This is a genomic window from Streptomyces boetiae, assembly GCF_031845405.1.
GTDB classification, from domain to species: domain Bacteria; phylum Actinomycetota; class Actinomycetes; order Streptomycetales; family Streptomycetaceae; genus Streptomyces; species Streptomyces boetiae.
The window spans coordinates 159,730-179,243 of the sequence record NZ_JAVREN010000006.1 but is presented as its reverse complement, the minus strand read 5'-3'; the positions used below and the strand labels follow the sequence as shown (position 1 = coordinate 179,243).

Below are 19,514 nucleotides of genomic sequence, written 5' to 3'. Positions count from 1 at the left end.
GAATGGCGGATCAGGCGCGGATAGGCGTCACCGGGCTGGCCGTGATGGGCCGCAACCTGGCCCGGAACCTGGCGCGGCACGGGCACACCGTGGCGGTGCACAACCGCACGGCGGCCAGGACGGAGGAGCTGACCGGCTCCTTCGGGCACGAGGGGGCGTTCGTCCCGGCCCTCCCCCAGCCAAGGGGGTCTCCCCGGACGGAGTCTGGGGGAGGCTGGGCGGTGCCCCCATGGCGCGGGAGTTCGTGGCCGCGCTGGAGCGGCCCCGGCGGCTGGTGGTGATGGTGAAGGCCGGGACGGCGACGGACGCGGTGATCGAGGAGTTCGCGCCGCTGCTGGAGCCCGGCGACATGATCATGGACGGCGGCAACGCGCACTTCGCGGACACCCGGCGCCGGGAGGCCGCGCTGCGCGAGCGCGGGCTGCACTTCGTGGGCTGCGGGATCTCCGGCGGCGAGGAGGGCGCGCTGCTGGGCCCGAGCATCATGCCCGGCGGCTCGGCCGAGTCCTACGCGGCGCTCGGCCCGCTGCTGGAGAGCATCGCCGCCCGGGCCGGCGACGGGGAGCCGTGCTGCGCGCACATCGGCCCGGACGGCGCGGGTCACTTCGTCAAGATGGTGCACAACGGCATCGAGTACGCCGACATGCAGCTGATCGCGGAGTCCTTCGACCTGCTGCGGCAGGTGGCCGGGTATCAGCCGCGGCGGATCGCGGAGGTCTTCCGCGGCTGGAACGAGGGCCGCCTGGACTCCTACCTCATCGAGATCACGGCCGAGGTGCTGGCCCACGCGGACGCGGCCACCGGCGCGCCCTTCGTGAACGTGGTGGCCGACCGCGCGGAGCAGAAGGGCACCGGTCGCTGGACGGTGCAGACGGCGCTGGACCTCGGCGTTCCCGTCAGCGGGATCGCGGAGGCGGTCTTCGCCCGCGCCCTGTCGGGGCACACCGAGCTGCGGGCGGCGGCTGCCGGCCTGCCGGGCCCCGCCGGGGGCGGGCTCGCGAAGGAGGAGGCGGCCCGCTTCACCGAGCAGGTCGAACAGGCCCTGTACGCCTCGAAGATCGCGGCCTACGCACAGGGCTGGCACCTGATCCAGACCGGCAGCCGGGAGTACGGCTGGGACATCGACCGCGGCACGGTGGCGGCGATCTGGCGCGGGGGCTGCATCATCCGGGCGCGGTTCCTGGACGAGATCCGGGCCGCGTACCGGGCCGGCGGGCAGCCGCCGGTGACGCTGCTGGCCGACCCCGGCTTCGCGGAGGCACTGGGCCGCGCCCAGGACGCCTGGCGGCACGTGGTGGCCACCGCCACCCGCCTGGGCGTGCCGGTGCCGGGCATCTCGGCGGCGCTGGCGTACTACGACGGGCTGCGGGCCGGGCGGCTTCCGGCCGCGCTGGTGCAGGGGCTGCGGGACTACTTCGGCGCGCACACCTACGAACGCACCGACCGGGAGGGCTCGTTCCACACGCTGTGGGGCGGGGACCGCTCGGAGGTCACCGCCTGAACGGCCGGGCGCGCACGTCCGGGCGGGCGCCGCCCGGGGGGGCGCCTTCCGGGCGGCGTGCGCCGCCCGGGGCGCCCGTGCGCCATCCGGCGGACGTGGCGGGCGCCGGGCGGGATGTCGTCTCCGCGGCGCCCGGGTGTGCTGGCAGCGTGCCGAGGGGGTACCCGGGGGCGGACCCCATCGGACTGACCTGCGGCGGGAGCGGAGAGGCATGCAGATCGGATACAAGCTGGCGGCGGAGGGCTACGGGCCCCAGGAGCTGGTACGGCAGGCCGTGGAGGCCGAGCGGGCCGGATTCGACTTCGTGGAGATCAGCGACCACTACCACCCGTGGCTGGACAACCAGGGCCACTCCCCCTTCGCCTGGACGGTGCTGGGCGCGATCGCCGCGAGGACCGAGCGCATCGGCCTGGCCACGGGCGTCACCTGCCCGACGGTCCGCTACCACCCGGCCATCATCGCCCAGGCGGCGGCCACGCTCGCGCTGCTGTCGGACGGCCGCTTCACCCTCGGCCTGGGCGCGGGCGAGCGGCTGAACGAGCACGTGGTGGGCACCGGGTTCCCCGACTCCACCGCCGTGCGGCACGAGCGGCTGCGCGAGGCGCTGGAGATCATCCGGCTGCTGTGGCAGGGCGGCTACCGCAGCTACGAGGGCAAGCACCTGCGGATCGACGACGCGCGGGTCTTCGACCTGCCGCCCAAGCCGCCGGTGATCGCGGTGGCGGCCGGGGGGCCCGAGGCCGCGCGCATCGCGGCGACGCTGGGCGACGGCCTGTTCGCCACCGAGCCGAAGCCGCAGATCGTCCGCGCCTACCGGGAGGCCGGCGGCTCCGGGCCGCGGTACGCCGAGGTCCCGATGGCCTGGGCCCGGGACGAGCACACCGCGGCCAAGGCCGCGCTGGAGACCTCCCGCTGGGCGGTCACCGGCTGGAAGGTGATGAGCGAGCTGCCCAACCCGGTGAACTTCGAGGCGGCCTCCACCACGGTCCGCGAGGAGGACATCCTGCGGCAGTTCGCCTGCGGCTCGGACCCGGCGCGCTTCCTGGAGGTGGCCCAGCAGTTCGTGGACGCCGGCTTCGACCACCTGGTCACGCAGAACGCCGGGCCCGACCCGGACGGCTTCCTGGAGTTCTACCGCAAGGAGCTGGACGGGCCGCTGCGGGCGCTGACCCCGCGCCGCTGAGCCCGGCGGCGCGGCCTGCCCCGGCGGCGCCGTCCCCTCGCCGCGCCGCCCCGGCCCCCGCGGCCGGGGCGGCGCGGGTGCGGCGGCGGGCTCAGTGGGCGGTGCCCGTGTGCCACAGCGTCTCGCCCTCGGCCGAGCGGATCAGGACGTCCCCGTCGAGCGCGACGACGAGCGTCGCCCCCGGGTGGCCGTCCGTGCCGGAGGTCCACAGCGTGGCGTTCCGCTCGTCGCGCAGGATCAGCTCGCCGTTCTCCCGCAGCTCGGCGCGCACCGCGAGGTCGGAGGGCTCGGTGCTCCAGCGCAGCAGCTCGTTCTCGTCGTGCACGGTGAGCTGGCCGGTGCGGTCCTGGAAGCGCAGCCTGGCCTTGCCGGAGCTGATCACGGCGCCCAGGCCGATCGTCGCGGGCGCGCTGAGCACCCGCTCCCTCGGGGGCTCGCCGCCGGGCGGGATCGCGCCCTCGGCCAGCAGCCGCAGCGCGGTCAGGGACGGCGTGAAGGCGTAGAGCGTTCCCTCGGTGCGTACGAACTGCCGCAGCTCGATCGCCACGCTGGCGTCCGAGCCGGCGCCTCCGGCCGGGAACGACACGGGCCCCTCGCCGCCGATGACCGTGTCCCGGCCCGGGCGGGCATCGCGCTCGGGGAAGTTCTCCCCGTGCACCCACACCCGCTGCATGAACTCGAACTGCGCCACCAGGTCCGACTGGTAGGAGACGAAGACCAGGCCGCGCGGCGAGTCCGGGCCGTGGCCCGAGCCGGCGGCCGGGTCGAAGTGGTCCCCGTAGGGCACGCCGCGCCGCATCACGCGACGGCCGTCCAGCGCCCCGCGCTGGGTGAGCGGGCCGGGCGCGGTGTGGCGCACCAGCAGGCCGTCACGCGGGCCGACCTTGCGGGCGTGGCTGAAGAGGGGGGTGACGCGACCCTCCAGGTCGTCGGCGTAGCTGACGTCGTTGTCCGCCTCGGAGCCGGGGGGGCTGGGGACGTCCGCGTCGGGGCTCTTGGCGATCGGGGTGCCGGAGCGCCAGCGGCCGACGAGGCGCGCGGCGAGCCACTCCACGCCCGCGTCGGCGGGCACCGCGCCCGCCTCCTTGAGGTCCGCGAGCCGGTCGGCGGCCTGGGCCCACCAGCCGGGAACGTCCTGGGCCAGCCGCCGCACGACGTGGAAGGAGCCGTCGGCCATCCAGGAGGGCAGGCCGGGGTCGAGGCGGTTGTCCATGGGGTGGCCGATGACGAACTCGCCGGCGGGGATGACGCGGGTCCCCGGCTTGCCCAGGGCGTGCTCGGGGTCCTCGGGGTCGGCCTCGTCGAAGTCGCGGACGGCCGGCTGGCTGATGGCGTCCTTGAAGCCGAAGTGCTCGTTTCCGCGCCGCTCCCCGGCCAGGGTGGCGCCCGGCTGGTCGAAGACCACGGTCAGCCCGTGCAGGTCCGCCTCGGCGCGCTCCTCGGCCACGGCCGCGTCCAGGTCCTCCGGCCGGTCGGCGGCCAGGGTCAGGACGGCGTGCACGGGGGCGTTCTCCGGTCCTCCGAAGAGCCAGCCCGCGGGGTCGCTGGTGCCGGTGTCGCCGAGGATGTCCTTGCGGGCGGCGGCGCCCTGGCGCAGGGCGTCGTGGGTGGTGCCCTGCGGCACGTCGGCCACCGGCTCGCCGCCGACCAGCTCGGTCAGGCCGGGGTAGGTGAGGCTGACGGCCCGCCAGGTGGCGTAGAGACCCTGCGGCTCGGCGCCGCGCATCCGCTGCCTCCGGTTGCGGAAGGCGGCGTTGAACGCGGCCACGTCGCGGGTGGTGGCCACGCGGGCGCGCAGCCGGTCCAGCCAGGTCCTGGCCAGGGCACGGTCGGTGAAGGCCAGCAGCAGGAGGCGGACGTGGTCCTTCTTGAAGCCGGCCAGGATGTCGCCCTGGATCTCGGTGCTCTGGCGCAGCGGCAGCGCGGGGTCCTCGGCGGCGGCCTGGGCGGGGATGGCGCCGGCCGGAGCCTCCAGGGCGGTGGGCAGGGGCACGGCGGGCGGGGCGGGGGAATCGGGCATCGGCTCTCCGGTCGGTGCGGGCGCGCGGCCGGTCCGCGGCGCGCCCGGTACCTACCTGTCCGCCCCGCGCGTCAGCCCCGCCGGGAGCCGAAACCACCCGGGAGGGGGCCGCGCGCGGCACTCCCGGCGCCGGGGTGGTGCGCCGGGGGGCGCGCCGGGCCGCGCGCCCGGGGCACGTGGGACGGCTAACGTCCTTCCTCGCGCTCCAGGGCGTCCAGCCGGCCGCGGGCCGCGCGCAGCGAGCGCCGCTTGCGGTGCAGGCCGGACCACGGGTCGCCGTGCTCGGCGAGGCGGCCGGGCACCGTCCGCAGGGTGAAGTCCCGCGGGCCGACGCCCTCCTCGGTCAGCTCCTCCCAGCGCAGCGGGGTCGCCACGGGGGCGTGCGGGCGGGCGCGCACGGCGTAGGGGGCGACGGCGGTCTGCGCGTAGGCGTTGCGCTGCACGTCGAGGTAGAGGCGCGCCCCGCGCCGGTTCTTGCGGATCTCGGTGGTCAGGCGGCCGGGGTGGCGGCGGGCCAGCAGCCCTGCCGCGCGGCGCGCGAAGTCCCGCACCTCGTCGAAGTCCGCGCCGCCGTCCAGGGGCACCACCACGTGCACGCCGCGCGAGCCCGTGGTCATCGCGGCCGGGTGCAGGCCCAGGCCCGTCAGCAGTCCGGCGCACTCCCCCGCCGCCCAGCGGACGAGTTCGAAGGGATCGCCGTCGTCCGTGGCCGAGGGCGGGTCGAGGTCCAGGACCATCCGGTCGGGACACCCCAGGTGCCCGGCCCGGCTCAGCCAGGCGTGCGGGGTCAGGCACGCCTGGTTGGCCAGGTAGGCGAGCGTCGCCGCGTCGTCGCACACGGCCATCTCCACGGTGCCGCCCTGCTTGGGAACCGTCTCGCGGTGCACCCAGCCGGGGAAGTGCGCGGGGACGGCCTTGTGGTAGAACGACCGGCCGCGGTAGCCGTCCGGGTACCGCTCCATGGCCACCGGACGGCCGCGCAGGTGCGCGAGCATCGGCCGGGCCACCGCCCGGTAGTAGTCGACGAGTTCGGCCTTGGTGATGTCGTCCTCCGGGAACATCTCCTTGCCCGGGTTGGACAGCGGCACCGACCGGCCGCTCACCCTCACCTCGGGGCGGCGGCCCGCCGCGCCCCGCTTGCCCTGTGTGCGTGTGCCCTGTGCGCTGCTCATGACCCCGCACGGGTGCCCGGCGCCGGGTCCCGGAAACGGGCGGCCCCGGGTTTCCCCCCGCGCACCACCGGTTACCCGGGGCGCGGCCGGGCGTTCCCCACACGCGGGCGGGCCTGGCCGGAACCAGCAGACGACAACCCGAGGAGGGTGACCCCCGCATGCGTATCGCGTTCCTGACCGCGCCCGAGGGCGTCGAGCAGGCCGAGCTGACCGGCCCCTGGCAGGCAGCCGCGGAGACGGGCGAGACGCCGCAGCTGATCTCGACCAGGCCCGGCACCGTCCGGAGCATGAACCACCTGGACTGGGGCGAGACCTTCCCCGTGGACGCCACGGCGGAGCAGGCCTCCCCGGAGGAGTTCGACGCCCTGGTGCTGCCCGGCGGCGTGGCCAACCCCGACGCCCTGCGGCTGGACGAGGCGGCCGTCGCCTTCGCACGGGCGTTCTTCGAGGCGGGCAAGCCGGTGGCGGCGATCTGCCACGCGCCGTGGACGCTGATCGAGGCGGACGTGGTGCGCGGCCGGACCCTGACGTCCTGGCCGAGCCTGCGCACCGACCTGCGCAACGCGGGCGCCACCTGGGTCGACGAGCCGGTGGCGGTGGACGACTCGGGGCCGAACACCCTGGTCACCAGCCGCAAGCCGGCCGACATCCCGCAGTTCAACGACGCGATGCTGCGCGAGTTCGGGAAGGTCGCCGCCTGAGCGGCGCCCCGCGGACGAGGGTCCCCGGCGCGGGGCCCGGTCCGCCGGACTCGCGAGAGCCGAAGGAGGAAGCCATGAATCTCGCGTTCCTCGCCCCCCTGCTCGAACGGCAGGGGCCGTGGGCCTCGGCCTACCTGGAGACCGCGGACGTCTCGGAGGACGCCGAGGCGGTGCGGGAGCTCCAGGCCCGCGACGCCGCCTCGTCCCTGGCCGGCCTCGGAGCGGACGAGGCCACCTGCCGGGCCGTGCGCGACGCCCTCGCCTCGGTCTCCCGGGACGACGCGGGCCACGCGGTGTTCGCCGCCGGCGGCGAGGTGGTGCTCGACGTGCCGCTGGCCACGCCGCCGCCCTCCCCGCCGCGGGCGTTCTGGGCCGCGCTGCCGCGGATCGCCCCGCTGCTGGACCACGCCGGGCAGGACCCGACGTGCCTGGTGGCCTACGTCGACCGCAGGGGCGCCGACCTGGAGATGCGCGGCACGCACGGCCGCCCCACCCCCGCCGGGAGCGTCGCGGGCAGGCAGTGGCCGATCCACCGCACCGGCCGGGCCGACTGGTCCGAGCGGCACTTCCAGTTCGCCGTGGAGAACACCTGGGAGGAGAACGCGGCCCGCGTCGCCGGCACGCTGGCCGAGGACGCCGAGCGCGCGCACGCCGGGATGGTCGTGCTGGCGGGCGACCCGCGCGAACGCCGGGCCGTCCACGAGCGGCTGCCCGAGGCGCTGCGCGAGGTGACCGTGGAGTCCGAGCACGGGGCGCGCGCCGCGGGCTCCGACGACCGGCTGCTGGACGCCGACGTGGAGCGGGCCCGCGCCGAGCGCGCACGGGCCGAGGCCGAGGAGGCGCTGGAGCGCTTCCACGCCGCCCGGGTGCTGGGCAGCGGCGGCGGCAACGGCCGGATCGACGCCGCCGAGGGCGTTCCCGCGCTGGTGGACGCCGCGCGCGAGCACCGGATCGCGGCGCTGCTGATGCGGCCGGGCGGGGCCGACCTGCACCGCGACGTGTGGGTGGGCCAGGAGCCCGACCAGGTCGCGCTGCGCCGCACCGACTCGCGCGCCCTCGGCGCGCCCGAGCCGGCCCCGGCCCGCGCGGACGACGCGCTGCTGCGCTCGGCCGCGGCCACCGGCGCGACGGCCGTGCCGCTGCCCGACCCCACGACCTCGCCCCGCCAGATCCCCGTGGGCGGCCTGGGCGCGCTGCTGCGCTGGCCCTACGAGGGCACGATCCCCGGCGGCGGGGTGCGGCCCGGGGAGTGACCCCGGGCGACGCCGGGCGGGAGCCCGGCGGGGCCGTTACGCCCGGCGCGGGAGGGGTACCCGCGCCGGTGGCCCCGGACCGTCCCCGGACGTTCCGGGTACGCAGACGACGCAGGAGGCTGACATGGCCGACATGGCTGACATCACCGCGGACGCGCTCGACGACCACTTCCTGGCCGAGCTGGGACAGCAGTTCCGGGTGGACGCGGTCCGCGCCACCTCGCACGCGGGCTCGGGCCACGCCACCTCCTCGATGTCCGCGGCCGACCTGATGGCCGTGCTGCTGGCCCGCTACCTGCGGTACGACTTCGACTGGCCCGGCCACCCGGGCAACGACCACCTGATCCTCTCCAAGGGGCACGCCTCGCCGCTGCTGTACGCCGCGTACAAGGCGGCGGGGGCCGTCACGGACGAGGAGCTGCTGTCGTTCCGGGAGCTGGGCAGCCGCCTGGAGGGGCATCCCACGCCGCGCCTGCCGTGGGTGGACGTGGCCACCGGCTCGCTCGGGCAGGGCCTGCCGGTGGGCGTGGGCGTGGCCCTGTCGGGGCGGCGCCTTGACCCGATGCCCTACCGGGTGTGGGTGATCTCCGGCGACAGCGAGATGGCCGAGGGGTCGGTGTGGGAGGCGATGGAGCACGCCGGCTACGAGGGCCTGGCCAACCTCACGCTGATCGTGGACGTCAACCGCCTCGGCCAGCGCGGCCCCACCCGCCACGAGTGGGATCTGGACGCCTACGCCCGCCGCATCCGGGCCTTCGGCTGGCACACGGTGGAGTGCGACGGGCACGACCCGGCCTCCATCGACGCCGCGTACAGCGAGGCGCTGAGCGTCTCCGACCGGCCCACGGCGGTGCTCGCGCGCACCATGAAGGGCCGGGGCGTGGCGGCCGTGCAGGACCGCGAGGGCATGCACGGCAAGCCGGTGCCCGACGCGGAGGAGGCCGTCGGGGAGCTGGGCGGGGTCCGGGACCTGCGGGTGGAGGTCCGTCGGCCGGGCGCCGCGACCGCGCCCCGCGTCCCGCACGGCGTGGAGGCCGACCTGCCCCGGTACGAGGCGGGCGAGCAGGTCGCCACGCGCAACGCCTACGGGCAGGCGCTGGCGGCCGTCGGCCGCGACCGGCGGGACATCGTCGCGCTGGACGGCGAGGTCAGCGACTCCACGCGCTCGGAGTACTTCGCCAAGGAGCACCCGGACCGGTTCTTCGAGTGCTACATCGCCGAGCAGGAGCTGGTGGCCACGGCCGTCGGCATGCAGGTGCGCGGCTGGACGCCGTTCGTCTCCACCTTCGCGGCCTTCCTGACGCGGGCGCACGACTTCCTGCGGATGGCGGCCGTCTCCCGGGCCGGGCTGAGCGTGGCGGGCTCGCACGCGGGCGTGTCCATCGGCGAGGACGGGCCCTCGCAGATGGGCCTGGAGGACCTGGCGATGTTCCGGGCCATCCACGGCAGCACCGTGCTCTACCCCTGCGACGGGAACGCCACGGCGCGCCTGGTCGCGGAGATGGCGGACGGCGAGGGCCTGCGCTACCTGCGGACCTCGCGCGGCAAGTCGCCCGTGATCTACGACCCGGCCGAGCGCTTCCCGGTGGGCGGCAGCAAGCTGCTGCGTTCCTCCGAGGAGGACCGGCTGACCGTGGTGGCGGCGGGCGTGACCGTGCACGAGGCGCTGGCGGCGGCCGACCGGCTGGCCGGGGAGGGCATCCCCGTGCGGGTGATCGACCTGTACTCGGTGAAGCCGGTGGACGCGGCGGCGCTGCGGGAGGCGGCCGAGCGCACGGGCTGCCTGCTGACGGTGGAGGACCACCACCCGGAGGGCGGCCTGGGCGACGCGGTGCTGGACGCGTTCACGGACGGCCGCCCGGCCCCCCGGCTGATCCGGCTGGCGGTGGAGAACATGCCGGGCTCGGCAACGCCCGAGGAGCAGCTGCGGGAGGCCGGCATCGACGCGGAGGCCATCGCGGCGGCGGTGCGCCGCCACGTGGCCGCCTCCGGCGCGGCGGCGGCCTGACCCCCGGCGGTGACGGCCGAAGGCCCCGGCCCGCGCGTTCCCGCGCGGGCCGGGGCCTTGGTCAGTGCCGGCGTCCTTCGCCGGCCCGGCCGTTAGGGCGCCTCCTCGAAGCGCGCCGCGGCGACGAAGTCCGGGCGCGGGTCGAGGGCGGCGGCCAGGCGGAAGTGCCGCAGGGCCTCCGCGTCCCGGCCGCCCCGCTCCAGGGTGCGGGCCAGCGCGAAGTGGGCGAAGGCGTTGTCCGGCTCCCGCTCGATGACGAGCTGGAACTCCAGCTCCGCCGAGCGCAGCTGCGCCGCGAGGAAGAAGGCCCTGGCGCGCAGCAGGCGGGCGGCGGTGTTCTCGGGGTGGGCGGTGATCAGGGGGTCGAGCAGCTTCAGCGCGCCGCGCGGATCGCGGGCGGCGAGCAGCTGTTCGGCCGCTCGGAACGCGACGACGTTGGTTTCCGGGGTTGCTTCGGGCACGGGCCCTCCTTGACGCGCGAGACGACGGCCGGCCGGGGACCGGTGTGGCGCAACGCCGCGGCAGGGGCCGTTATTCCCCACCGGGATCCCCCACCGGTATGCCCGGTCCCCCGGTGACCTACCCGGAAGGTCCGCACTCCAGTGCCCCGGTGGTGGGCCCCGCCCGGTCCGGCCGCGCCGCGCCCGAAACGCCCGGATAGGGTGGGCGTTCGTGCCCGCCCCCCGAGAGGCCGCCGAGCCCCGCCGCCTGCTGGTGCTGGCGATCTGCTGCATGAGCCTGCTGATCGTCAGCCTGGACATCACGGCCCTGAACGTGGCGCTGCCCTCGCTCCAGGAGGACCTGGACGCCGACGTCTCCGGGCTGCAGTGGACCCTGGACATCTACACCGTGGTCCTGGCCTCCTTCCTGATGCTGGCCGGCTCCACCGCCGACCGGATCGGCCGCCGCCGGGTCTTCCGCACGGGTCTGGCCCTGTTCACCGCCGGGTCGGTGCTGTGCGCGCTGGCCCCCGGCCTCGGCTGGCTGATCGTCTTCCGCGCCGCGCAGGCGGTCGGCGGCTCGATGCTCAACCCCGTGGCGGTCTCGATCATCTCCGCCACCTTCCGCGACCCCAAGGAGCTGGCGCGGGCGCTGGGCGCGTGGAGCGCGGTGGTGGGCCTGTCGATGGCGGCCGGGCCCGTGCTGGGGGGCGCACTGGTGCACACCTTCGGCTGGCGGGCCATCTTCTGGCTCAACCTCCCGGTGGGCCTGGCCGCGCTGGTGCTGACCGCCCGCTACGTGCCCGAGTCGCGCGCGCCCCACCCGCGGCGGACCGACCCGGTGGGGCAACTGCTGGTCATCGTGCTCCTGGGCTCGGTGACCTTCGGCATCATCGAGGGCGGCGCGGCGGGCTGGTCCTCCCCCGAGCTGCTGGTGTGCCTGGGGATCGGAGCCCTCGCCCTGGGCGGGCTGCTGTGGTACGAGCCGCGCCGCGAGGAGCCGCTGATCGAGCTGCGGTTCTTCCGCAGCGTGCCCTTCAGCGGGGCGTTCGGCATCGCGGTGGCCGCCTTCGCGGGGCTGGGCGGCTTCCTGTTCCTCAACACCCTCTACCTCCAGCACGACCGGGACCTGGACGCGCTGAACGCCGGCCTGTACCTGCTGCCGATGGCGGGGGCGACGCTGGTGGTGGCCCCGCTGTCGGGGTTCCTGCTGGGGCGCTGGGGGCCGCGGCTGCCGCTGGTGCTGGGCGGGGTGGCGCTGACGGCCAGCGGGCTGCTGCTGACCCGGCTGGAGGCGGGCACGCCCCTGCCGCACCTGTTCAGTGCCTACGCCGCCTTCGGCGTCGGCTTCGCCCTGGTCAACGCGCCCATCACCAACGCGGCCCTGACCGGCATGCCCCGCTCGCGCTCCGGGGTCGCGGCGGGCATCGCCTCGACCGCGCGGCAGGTCGGTTCCGCGCTCGGCGTCGCGGTGACCGGTACGGTCCTGGCCGCCGGGTCGCGCACGGCCGGCTGGTGGGTGCTGACCGGGTGCGGCGCGCTGGTACTGCTGCTGGGCGCGGTGAGCACCGGCAAGTGGGCGGCGGGCACGGCCCATCGCGCGACCGACTGAGGCCCTGCCCCCTTCCGGGCGGCAAGGGAACGGTCGTTGCCGGACCGGCGAACGGCGGGGGCCCTGAGGGCGAATTCCGTTGAAGGCGGGGCCGTTTCGCATTCGGCCGAGTCCCGACCGTGTCCCGCGGGGAAACATCGCCGACATGCTGGGGAGTTATGATCCACCTCACACCCGTTCATGTATGGCCCGGCGACCGAGGTAGAGGCGTGGGGACCTCACCCCTGCCCGGTCACCGGCCGACGTGAGCCGGTTCTTGGGGTCCGCCATCGTGTTGAGGGGAGCGTGCGCGATAGCACTACGTATTTGGCTCAGCAGCGCAGGGGCAGCCACGACCCAGGTGATCCGGATGTTGCGCGAGAATCCCGACGGCGCGCCCGTCCGCATCTACGGGACCAACGTGGATCCCTCCGCGCCCGCCCTGGCCGCCTGCGATGTGGGGGAGGTCGAACCCCATCGCGTCGGCAACGACGTCTACGCCGACTTCGCCCTCGACTTCTGCCGCCGGCACGGAGTCGACGTCCTGATTCCTCCCCGCCGCCTCGACGCCCTGGCCGGGCGCGCCGAGGCGTTCGCCGCCCTGGGCACCCGGCTGATGTGCTCCTCGCCGGGGGCGATCGGCGCGCTCACCAGCAAGGGCCGCACGTACGAGGCGGCCCGCGCCATCGGCGTTCCCGTGCCCGAGTGGCGCGTGGTCTCCGACGCGGACGGGCTGCGCGCGGCGGTGGAGGACCTGTCGCGGGCCGGTGAGACGGTCTGCATCAAGCCCGCGGGCGAGTACTCGGCCTTCGGGTTCCGCATCCTCGACGACAGCCCGCTCAGCATGCGGGACCTGCTCCAGCCGGCCCGGCCGCTGGTCTCCGTCAACGCCGTCGCCGACGCGCTGAAACGGGCGGCGGACGGGCAGGAGAAGGTCCCGCAGTTCATCGTCATGCCCTATCTGGACGACCCGGAGGTCAGCGTGGACTGCCTCTCGGCGCCCGGGGGGAGGCTGCTCGCGGCCATACCCCGGGCCAAGGAGGGCCGTTACCGGCTGCTGCTGGACAATCCCGCCTACGCGGAGATCGCGGAACGGCTCGTCGGCCACTTCCGGCTGGCGTACCTGTCCAACGTCCAGCTCCGGCACCGGCACGGGCGGCCGGTTCTGCTGGAGGCCAACCCGCGGCCCTCCGCGGGGATCTTCCAGACCGCGTTCAGCGGGGTCAACCTGCCCTGGGCGGCCGTGCGGCTGCTCCTGGCCGGGGATCCCGGGCCGCTGACGGGGCTTCGGCTCGGCGGCCGGGTCGCGGTGACGGAGACGGTCACCGAGGTGACCCCCGGCGCCTTCGCCGACGCCGCCTGAGGCGCCGCCGGCACCGCGCCGGCCGGCGCCACCACCCGCACCATCCGCACAGCACCACCGAGCAGCACGCCCGGGCCGCCCCGCGGCCCGGGACCGTCGGCGGGCGTCCCCTCAGCGGACGCTCGCCGCACGCGGCGCCGGCCGCGGCCCCCGCTCCGCGCGGGGAAGGGCGCGATGCGCGCGCCAGGGGAACACGCCCGCGATCAAGCTCCGGTCAAGGCTTGACGCTCCGTGCCGGATTTCCCCCATCCTGTCCTCTAACGGGTGAATTCCGCGACGCCGCGACATGATCGCGCGGGCGCGAGGGGACACAACGCCACGTCCAGCAACGCCTGGCCGCGCGCCGTCCGCCACCCGCGCCGCGGCGTTCCGAGATGGATTGGAGTCCTTCCGTGGGCACCCCCGAGACCGTGTGGACCTGTCCCTTCGACTTCGCCGAGGGCATGGAGTTCGACCCACTGCTGCGGCGGATGATGACCGAGGCCCCCATCGCCCGGATCCGGATGCCGTACGGCCAGGGCGAGGCGTGGCTGGTCACCCGGTACGAGGACGTACGCTTCGTGACGACCGACCGCCGCTTCAGCCGGGCCGCCGTGACCGGGCGTGACTTCCCCCGGATGACGCCCGCCCCGATCGTCCAGGACGAATCGATCAACCTCATGGACCCCCCGGCCAGCAGCCGCCTGCGCCGGCTGGTCTCCCAGGCGTTCACGGCCCCCAAGGTGGCGGCGATGCGGCCCGCGACGCAGCGGATCGTGGACGAGCTGCTGGACGGCATGGCCGAGCACGGCGCGCCCGCCGACCTGGTCAAGCACCTGTCGATGCGCCTGCCGCTGACCACGATCTGCGAGGTGCTGGACATCCCCGAGGAGGACCGGCCCGAGCTGCGGCGCCGGGCCATGGCGATGATGAACATCGGCGCCACCACCCGCGAGAGCGCGGTGCAGGCCAAGGCCGAGCTGCGGGCGTACTTCCTGGAGCTGACGCGCCGCCGCCGCGCCGCCCCGGGCGAGGACCTGGTCAGCTCGCTGGCCACCGCCCGCGAGGGCGACGACCTGCTCGGCGAGGACGAGCTGGCGGTGATGGCCATGGTCCTGCTGATCACCGGCCACGACACCAGCACCTACCAGCTCAGCAACATCACCTACACCCTGCTGACCCATCCGGAGCAGCTGGCGAAGCTTCGCTCCCGGCCCGAGCTGCTGCCCCGGGCCCTGGAGGAGCTGCTGCGGTACATCCCGTTCCGCAAGGGGGTCGGCATCCCGCGCATCGCCACCGAGGACGTGGAGGTCGGCGGCGTGACCATCCGCGCGAACGACACCGTCCACGTCTCCTACCTGGCCGCCAACCGCGACCCGCGGCGGTTCGAGCGGCCCGACGAGCTGGACCTGGACCGGCAGCCCTCGCCGCACATGACCTTCGGCTGGGGCGCGCACCACTGCATCGGCTCGCCGCTGGCGCTGATGGAGCTGGAGCTGGCCATCGGCTCGCTGCTGAGCCGCTTCCCCGCGCTGGACCTCGCGGTCCCCGCCGGGGAGATCCGCTGGAACGACGAGTCGATCTGGCGCTATCCGTACGAGCTCCCGGTCACCTGGTGACCCGGGCGTCCACCGAACACGGCCAATGACACGGCCATCGATACCGCGGGCCGCACGCCGGCCGCGCGGCAAGGGGAGGGGATCATGGCAACGCTGTGCAGGCCATCCATCGCCGTTCCGGACAACGTCCTCACGATGGAGGAGACGCTGGAGCTGGCGCGCACCATGCACGCCGACCACCCGCAACTCGGCCTGGCCCTGCGCCTGATCGAGAACACCGGCGTCCGCACCCGGCGTATCGTTCAGCCGATCGAGGAAACGCTGCGGCACCCGGGCTTCGAGGCCCGCAACCGCGTCTACGAGGCGGAGGCCAAACGCAGGGTCCCGCCGGTCGTCTACCGCGCCCTGGACCACGCGGGGCTGACCGTCCGGGACATCGACCTGATCGTGTACGTCTCGTGCACCGGGTTCATGATGCCCTCGCTGACCGCCTGGCTGATCAACACCCTCGGCTTCCGCAGCGAGACCCGGCAGCTCCCGATCGCCCAGCTCGGCTGCGCGGCGGGCGGCGCGGCGATCAACCGCGCGGACGACTTCTGCCGGGCCTACCCCGAGGCCAACGCCCTCATCGTGGCCTGCGAGTTCTGCTCGCTGTGCTACCAGCCCACCGACGTCGGGGTGGGCTCCCTGCTGTCCAACGGCCTCTTCGGGGACGCCGTGGCCGCGGCCGTCGTGCGCGGGCAGGGGGGCACCGGGGTGCGCCTGGAGCGCAACGGCTCTCACCTGGTCCCGGACACCGAGGACTGGATCTCCTACGCCGTCAGGGGCACCGGCTTCCACTTCCTGCTGGACAAGCGGGTCCCCACGACCATGAAGATGCTGGCGCCCGCGCTGCGCACGCTGGCCACCGCGCACGACTGGGAGGTCTCCGACCTGGACTTCCACATCGTGCACGCGGGCGGGCCCCGCATCCTGGACGACCTGTGCCACTTCCTGGACATCCCTCCGGAGATGTTCCGCTACAGCCGCGAGACGCTGACCGAGCGGGGGAACATCGCCAGCTGCGTCGTCTTCGACGCCCTGGAGCGGCTGTTCGCCGCGGGCGGGGCGGACGACTCGGCGCGCGGCCTGATCGCGGGCTTCGGGCCCGGCATCACCGCCGAGATCGCGCTCGGCCGGTGGGTCGGGGAGCGCTCCCGGGCGGTCGTCCCCGGCCGCCGCGCGCAGGAGCGGGCCCCGGTGGCCTAGGGCCCGGGGGCGCGGGTTCAGCGGCCGGCGAAGTACGCCTCGACCACCGCCGTGTGGGTGGGGAAGGCCAGCTCCGCCGGCTCCCGCAGCACCAGCCACTCGGTGGCCTCGTCGGTCGCCGCCGAGGGCGGGAGGGAGAGCGCCTCCCGCGCGGGGAGGAGGGCGAAGAGGTTCAGGGTGCGGTCGGCGCTGTGGGCGTCGAACAGCCGGACGTCCCCGGCGTCGGCCGTCAGGCCCGTCTCCTCCCACAGCTCGCGCACGGCGGCCTGCTGCCAGGACTCGCCCAGCTCCATGTAGCCGCCGGGAAGGGCGAGTTCGCCGCGGCAGGGTTCGATGTCCCGGCGCACGACGACCAGGCCGGGGCCCTCCGCGCCGACGACGGGCAGCAGGGCCACGGCCACCGGCAGGGGGTTGGCCCAGTGGGTCTCGCCGCAGCCGGCGCAGTCCCGCGGCCAGGCGGCCTCCGCCGCGTAGGTGGTGCCGCAGTAGGGACAGTGGGAGACAGCGCGGCCGTACGTGTAAACCATCGGCGGTTGACACCCACCCTTCCGTGATCGCGGTGTGATCGTCGGACCGAGCTTAACGAACGCGGCGGGCGGGGCGTCCCGCGTCCCGTCCGGCCGGTTCCTGCCCAGGCGCCTCAGGGCTTGCGGCCGACGCCGCCGATGACCTCGAAGCCGCGGGAGGGCCCGGAGCCGTTGGTCTCGGGGCGCCAGTGCGGGACGGGCAGCACGCCCGGCGGGACCGGTTCCAGCCCGGCGAAGAAGGCGGCGATCCGCTCCGGGGCGCGCAACACGTACGGCGTGGCCCCGCTCTCGTTGTAGGCGCGCTGGGCGAGGCCGAACGCGGGGCTGAAGGCGGTGCTGCCGTCGTTCAGGGAGAGGTGGCTGCCCGGGGCGAGCGCGGCCAGGAGCCGGGCGACGACCGAGCGGGCCTCGGCGTCGTCGGTCACGTGCCCGAGCACGCCGCTGAGGATCAGGCCCACGGGCTCGGAGAAGTCCAGCACGCGGCCGGCGGCGGCCAGCAGGCCCTCGGGGTCGCGCAGGTCGGCGTCGAGGTAGTCGGTGACGCCGGGCGGGCCGCTGGTGAGCAGGGCGCGGGCGTGGGCCAGGACGAGGGGGTCGTTGTCGACGTAGACGACGCGGGCCTCGGGGGCTATGGCCTGGGCGGCGAGGTGGGTGCTCTCCTGGTCGGGCAGCCCGGTGCCGATGTCGAGGAACTGCCGGATGCCGGCCTCGCGCGCGAGGTAGCGGACGGTCCTGAGCATGAACGCCCGTGAGGCGCGGGCGACATCGGCGATGCCGGGGAAGACGGCGCGGTAGCGCTCCCCCGCCTCGCGGTCGACCTCGTAGTGGTCCCGGCCGCCGAGCCAGTAGTTCCAGATGCGGGCCGAGTGCGGCACCGAGGTGTCGATCGTGGGCGCGTCGTCGGTCACGCGTGTTTCTCCTGTTGCTGCGGTGCGGTGCTGCCGTGAGCTGCTGTCGTCTGCCGTGCAGGGAAGGGCCGCGCCGGTCCGCGGACGGAGGCGGGCGGCGGCCGGACGGGCCGCTAGGCCGGGGGCCGGCCGGGGCGTAACGCCTCCCGGCGCGGGTGCGGTCCGCGCGGGGCGGCGGCGCGCGGCGGACGGAGGCCGGGGGGCCGGGCCGGGCCCGTGGCCGCGCGCCGCGGGGGGCCGGCGGCCGGTCGGCGCGGCGGGCGCGGTTCCATCGGTCTCCTAGCGAGGGGACCGCCGGCCGGGGCCGGCGGGGGAAGGGCCTCCCCGGCCTGCGGTGGCGCCGCCCCTTCCGGCGGACGCGCGGCCCGGGGCAACGTCACGACAGCACCGGATCATAGAGCGGCCCTGTCACCACGTCGACAAAATGTCAGGGTCCTGTGTGCGTGCGGCTATCGGAGGGCCGCGGCGGGCGCCGGGGCGATGACCCCGCGCTCCAGAAGGTCGTTGACGGCCGCGCGCCCGGCGCGGTTGGCGCCGACGGTGCTGGCGGAGGGCCCGTAGCCGACGAGGTGGACCCGCGGGTCGCGCACGGCCCGGCTCCCCTCCATCCGGATGCCGCCGCCGGGCTCGCGCAGCCGCAGCGGAGCGAGGTGGTCCAGGGCGGCGCGGAAGCCGGTGGCCCACAGCAGGGTGTCGGCGGCGGCGGTCCGCCCGTCCGCCCAGGCCACGCCGCCGGGGAGCACGCGGTCGAACATCGGCAGCCGCTTCAGGACGCCCCGCTCCTCGGCGGCGCGGATGGCCTCGCTGCGCACCAGGCCGGTGACGGAGACGACGCTGCGCGGGGGAAGGCCGTTGCGCACTCGCTCCTCGACCAGGGCGACCGCGCCGCGGCCCTCGACCTCGCCGAAGCCGGCCTCGCGGAAGACCGGCGGGCGGCGGGTGACCCACAGCGTGGAGGCGGCGACCCCCTCCAGCTCCAGCAGGTGCGAGAGGGCCGAGCTGCCGCCCCCGACGACCACGACGCGGCGGCCCGCGAAGGGGGCGGGGCCGGGGTACTGGGCGGTGTGGAGCTGGCGGCCCCGGAAGGTCTCGCGGCCGGGCACGTGCGGCCAGAACGGGCGTTCCCAGGTGCCGGTGGCGTTGATCAGGGCCCGCGCGGTCCACGTCCCCTCCGGGGTGTCCACGGCGAGCCGGCCGCCGCCGGCCTCGCGGACGGCCGCGACGTGGACGGGGCGCAGCACGGGCAGCGCGAACTCCCGCTCGTAGGCGGCGAAGTAGCCGGCGATGACCTCGGAGGAGGGCCGGGAGGGGTCGGCGCCGGTCAGCTCCCGGCCGGGCAGGGAGTGCATGCCGTTGACCCGGCCGTAGGTGAGGGTGGGCCAGCGGTGCTGCCAGGCCCCGCCAGGTCCTGGCGCGTGGTCGAGCAGCACGAAGTCCTCCCACGGCCGCAGGCCGCGACGGCGGAGGTGGTAGGCGGCGGAGAGCCCGGCCTGGCCGCCGCCGACGACGACGGCCTGGAGGTCTCCCGGCGCCCGGTTCCCGGTCATGCCGGTGTCAACGGCCGGGGGGCGGCGGAGCTTCCCGGGCGGTTCACTGGGGCCATGGACTGTCCCTTCTGCGCGGTGGCGGACGGCTCGGGTCCGGCGGTGCGGGTGTGGGAGGACGGCGCGGCGGTGGCGTTCCTGGACACCCGGCCGCTCTTCCCGGGCCACGTGCTGCTGATCCCGCGGCGGCACGCGGAGACCCTGACGGACCTGGCCCCGGAGGAGGTGGGGCCGTTCTTCGCGCGGGTGCGGCGGGCGGCGGCGGCCGTGGAGCGCGGGACGGGGGCGCAGGGGACGTTCGTCGCGATGAACAACCGGGTCAGCCAGTCGGTGCCGCACCTGCACGTCCACGTGGTGCCGCGCCGGCGGAAGGACGGGCTGCGGGGCTTCTTCTGGCCGCGGCGGCCGTACGCGGACGCCGCCGAGGCGGAGGCGGTCGCGGAGCGGCTGCGCGGGGCGTTCCAGGAGGCGGGCGGGGAGGCCGGCGGGGAGGCGGGCGCGGGCGGGCTTTAGGGCG

General features: G+C 75.7%; 15 protein-coding genes and 1 pseudogene. 10 read left to right on the top strand and 6 right to left on the bottom strand.

Annotated features, from left to right (window positions below):
• The first annotated feature begins 2 nt into the window (after nucleotides 1-2).
• Together gndA and RM780_RS06455 are read left to right on the top strand one after the other, a co-directional pair.
• Nucleotides 3-1,501: pseudogene (gene gndA / locus RM780_RS06460) on the top strand (NADP-dependent phosphogluconate dehydrogenase).
• 211 nt (nucleotides 1,502-1,712) lie between these two features.
• Nucleotides 1,713-2,684 carry a TIGR03557 family F420-dependent LLM class oxidoreductase gene (locus RM780_RS06455; protein ID WP_311629528.1) on the top strand — a complete coding sequence of 324 codons (972 nt, stop codon included), beginning with the start codon at nucleotides 1,713-1,715 and terminating at the stop codon, nucleotides 2,682-2,684.
• 91 nt (nucleotides 2,685-2,775) lie between these two features.
• On the opposite strand, the gene RM780_RS06450 is transcribed toward RM780_RS06455, so the two are convergent.
• Entirely contained in the window at nucleotides 2,776-4,704 is a 1,929-nt protein-coding gene (locus tag RM780_RS06450; RefSeq protein WP_311629527.1) for a Dyp-type peroxidase, read from the bottom strand.
• A 185-nt stretch (nucleotides 4,705-4,889) separates the two neighbouring features.
• Nucleotides 4,890-5,876: a non-homologous end-joining DNA ligase gene (gene ligD / locus RM780_RS06445; protein WP_311629526.1), complete on the bottom strand. Its 987-nt coding sequence runs from the start codon at nucleotides 5,874-5,876 to the stop codon at nucleotides 4,890-4,892.
• Nucleotides 5,877-6,034: 158 nt separating this feature from the next.
• Between ligD and RM780_RS06440 the strand changes: the two genes are divergently transcribed.
• From RM780_RS06440 to RM780_RS06430, 3 genes are all read left to right on the top strand, one after another.
• Nucleotides 6,035-6,577 (top strand): type 1 glutamine amidotransferase domain-containing protein, encoded by a 543-nt coding sequence (locus RM780_RS06440; RefSeq protein WP_311629525.1) that lies wholly within the window; start codon nucleotides 6,035-6,037, stop codon nucleotides 6,575-6,577.
• Between the two features lie 74 nt (nucleotides 6,578-6,651).
• Nucleotides 6,652-7,830 (top strand): baeRF2 domain-containing protein, encoded by a 1,179-nt coding sequence (locus tag RM780_RS06435; protein ID WP_311629524.1) that lies wholly within the window; start codon nucleotides 6,652-6,654, stop codon nucleotides 7,828-7,830.
• A gap of 124 nt (nucleotides 7,831-7,954) precedes the next feature.
• On the top strand, nucleotides 7,955-9,838 hold the full coding sequence (locus RM780_RS06430) for a transketolase (protein ID WP_311629522.1): 1,884 nt from the start codon (nucleotides 7,955-7,957) through the stop codon (nucleotides 9,836-9,838).
• 92 nt (nucleotides 9,839-9,930) lie between these two features.
• Here the strand turns inward: RM780_RS06430 and RM780_RS06425 are convergent, their stop codons facing one another.
• Nucleotides 9,931-10,299, bottom strand: a complete 369-nt coding sequence (locus RM780_RS06425) for a tetratricopeptide repeat protein (protein WP_311629521.1) — start codon at nucleotides 10,297-10,299, stop codon at nucleotides 9,931-9,933.
• 211 nt (nucleotides 10,300-10,510) lie between these two features.
• On the opposite strand from RM780_RS06425, the gene RM780_RS06420 reads away from it, so the two are divergent.
• The 4 genes from RM780_RS06420 to RM780_RS06405 all read left to right on the top strand — a co-directional run bounded on the left by RM780_RS06420 (nucleotide 10,511) and on the right by RM780_RS06405 (nucleotide 16,018).
• Entirely contained in the window at nucleotides 10,511-11,890 is a 1,380-nt protein-coding gene (locus RM780_RS06420; RefSeq protein WP_311629520.1) for an MFS transporter, read from the top strand.
• Between the two features lie 244 nt (nucleotides 11,891-12,134).
• Entirely contained in the window at nucleotides 12,135-13,232 is a 1,098-nt protein-coding gene (locus RM780_RS06415) for an ATP-grasp domain-containing protein (RefSeq protein WP_394812897.1), read from the top strand.
• A gap of 374 nt (nucleotides 13,233-13,606) precedes the next feature.
• Nucleotides 13,607-14,830 (top strand): cytochrome P450, encoded by a 1,224-nt coding sequence (locus tag RM780_RS06410; RefSeq protein WP_311629517.1) that lies wholly within the window; start codon nucleotides 13,607-13,609, stop codon nucleotides 14,828-14,830.
• An 84-nt stretch (nucleotides 14,831-14,914) separates the two neighbouring features.
• Nucleotides 14,915-16,018 carry a type III polyketide synthase gene (locus RM780_RS06405; RefSeq protein ID WP_311629516.1) on the top strand — a complete coding sequence of 368 codons (1,104 nt, stop codon included), beginning with the start codon at nucleotides 14,915-14,917 and terminating at the stop codon, nucleotides 16,016-16,018.
• Between the two features lie 17 nt (nucleotides 16,019-16,035).
• On the opposite strand, the gene RM780_RS06400 is transcribed toward RM780_RS06405, so the two are convergent.
• The 3 genes from RM780_RS06400 to RM780_RS06390 form a co-directional block, all read right to left on the bottom strand.
• A complete protein-coding gene (locus RM780_RS06400) occupies nucleotides 16,036-16,545 on the bottom strand; it encodes an NUDIX domain-containing protein (protein WP_311629515.1) in 510 nt (169 codons plus the stop codon).
• A gap of 113 nt (nucleotides 16,546-16,658) precedes the next feature.
• The gene (locus RM780_RS06395) at nucleotides 16,659-17,453 is read right to left on the bottom strand and encodes an SAM-dependent methyltransferase (protein ID WP_311629514.1); all 795 of its coding nucleotides are present in this window, start codon (nucleotides 17,451-17,453) and stop codon (nucleotides 16,659-16,661) included.
• 449 nt (nucleotides 17,454-17,902) lie between these two features.
• Entirely contained in the window at nucleotides 17,903-19,000 is a 1,098-nt protein-coding gene (locus RM780_RS06390) for an NAD(P)-binding domain-containing protein (protein ID WP_311629513.1), read from the bottom strand.
• Between the two features lie 54 nt (nucleotides 19,001-19,054).
• Here RM780_RS06390 and RM780_RS06385 point away from each other — a divergent pair, with 54 nt between their 5' ends.
• The gene (locus RM780_RS06385; RefSeq protein WP_311629512.1) at nucleotides 19,055-19,510 is read left to right on the top strand and encodes an HIT family protein; all 456 of its coding nucleotides are present in this window, start codon (nucleotides 19,055-19,057) and stop codon (nucleotides 19,508-19,510) included.
• Nucleotides 19,511-19,514: the final 4 nt, after the last annotated feature.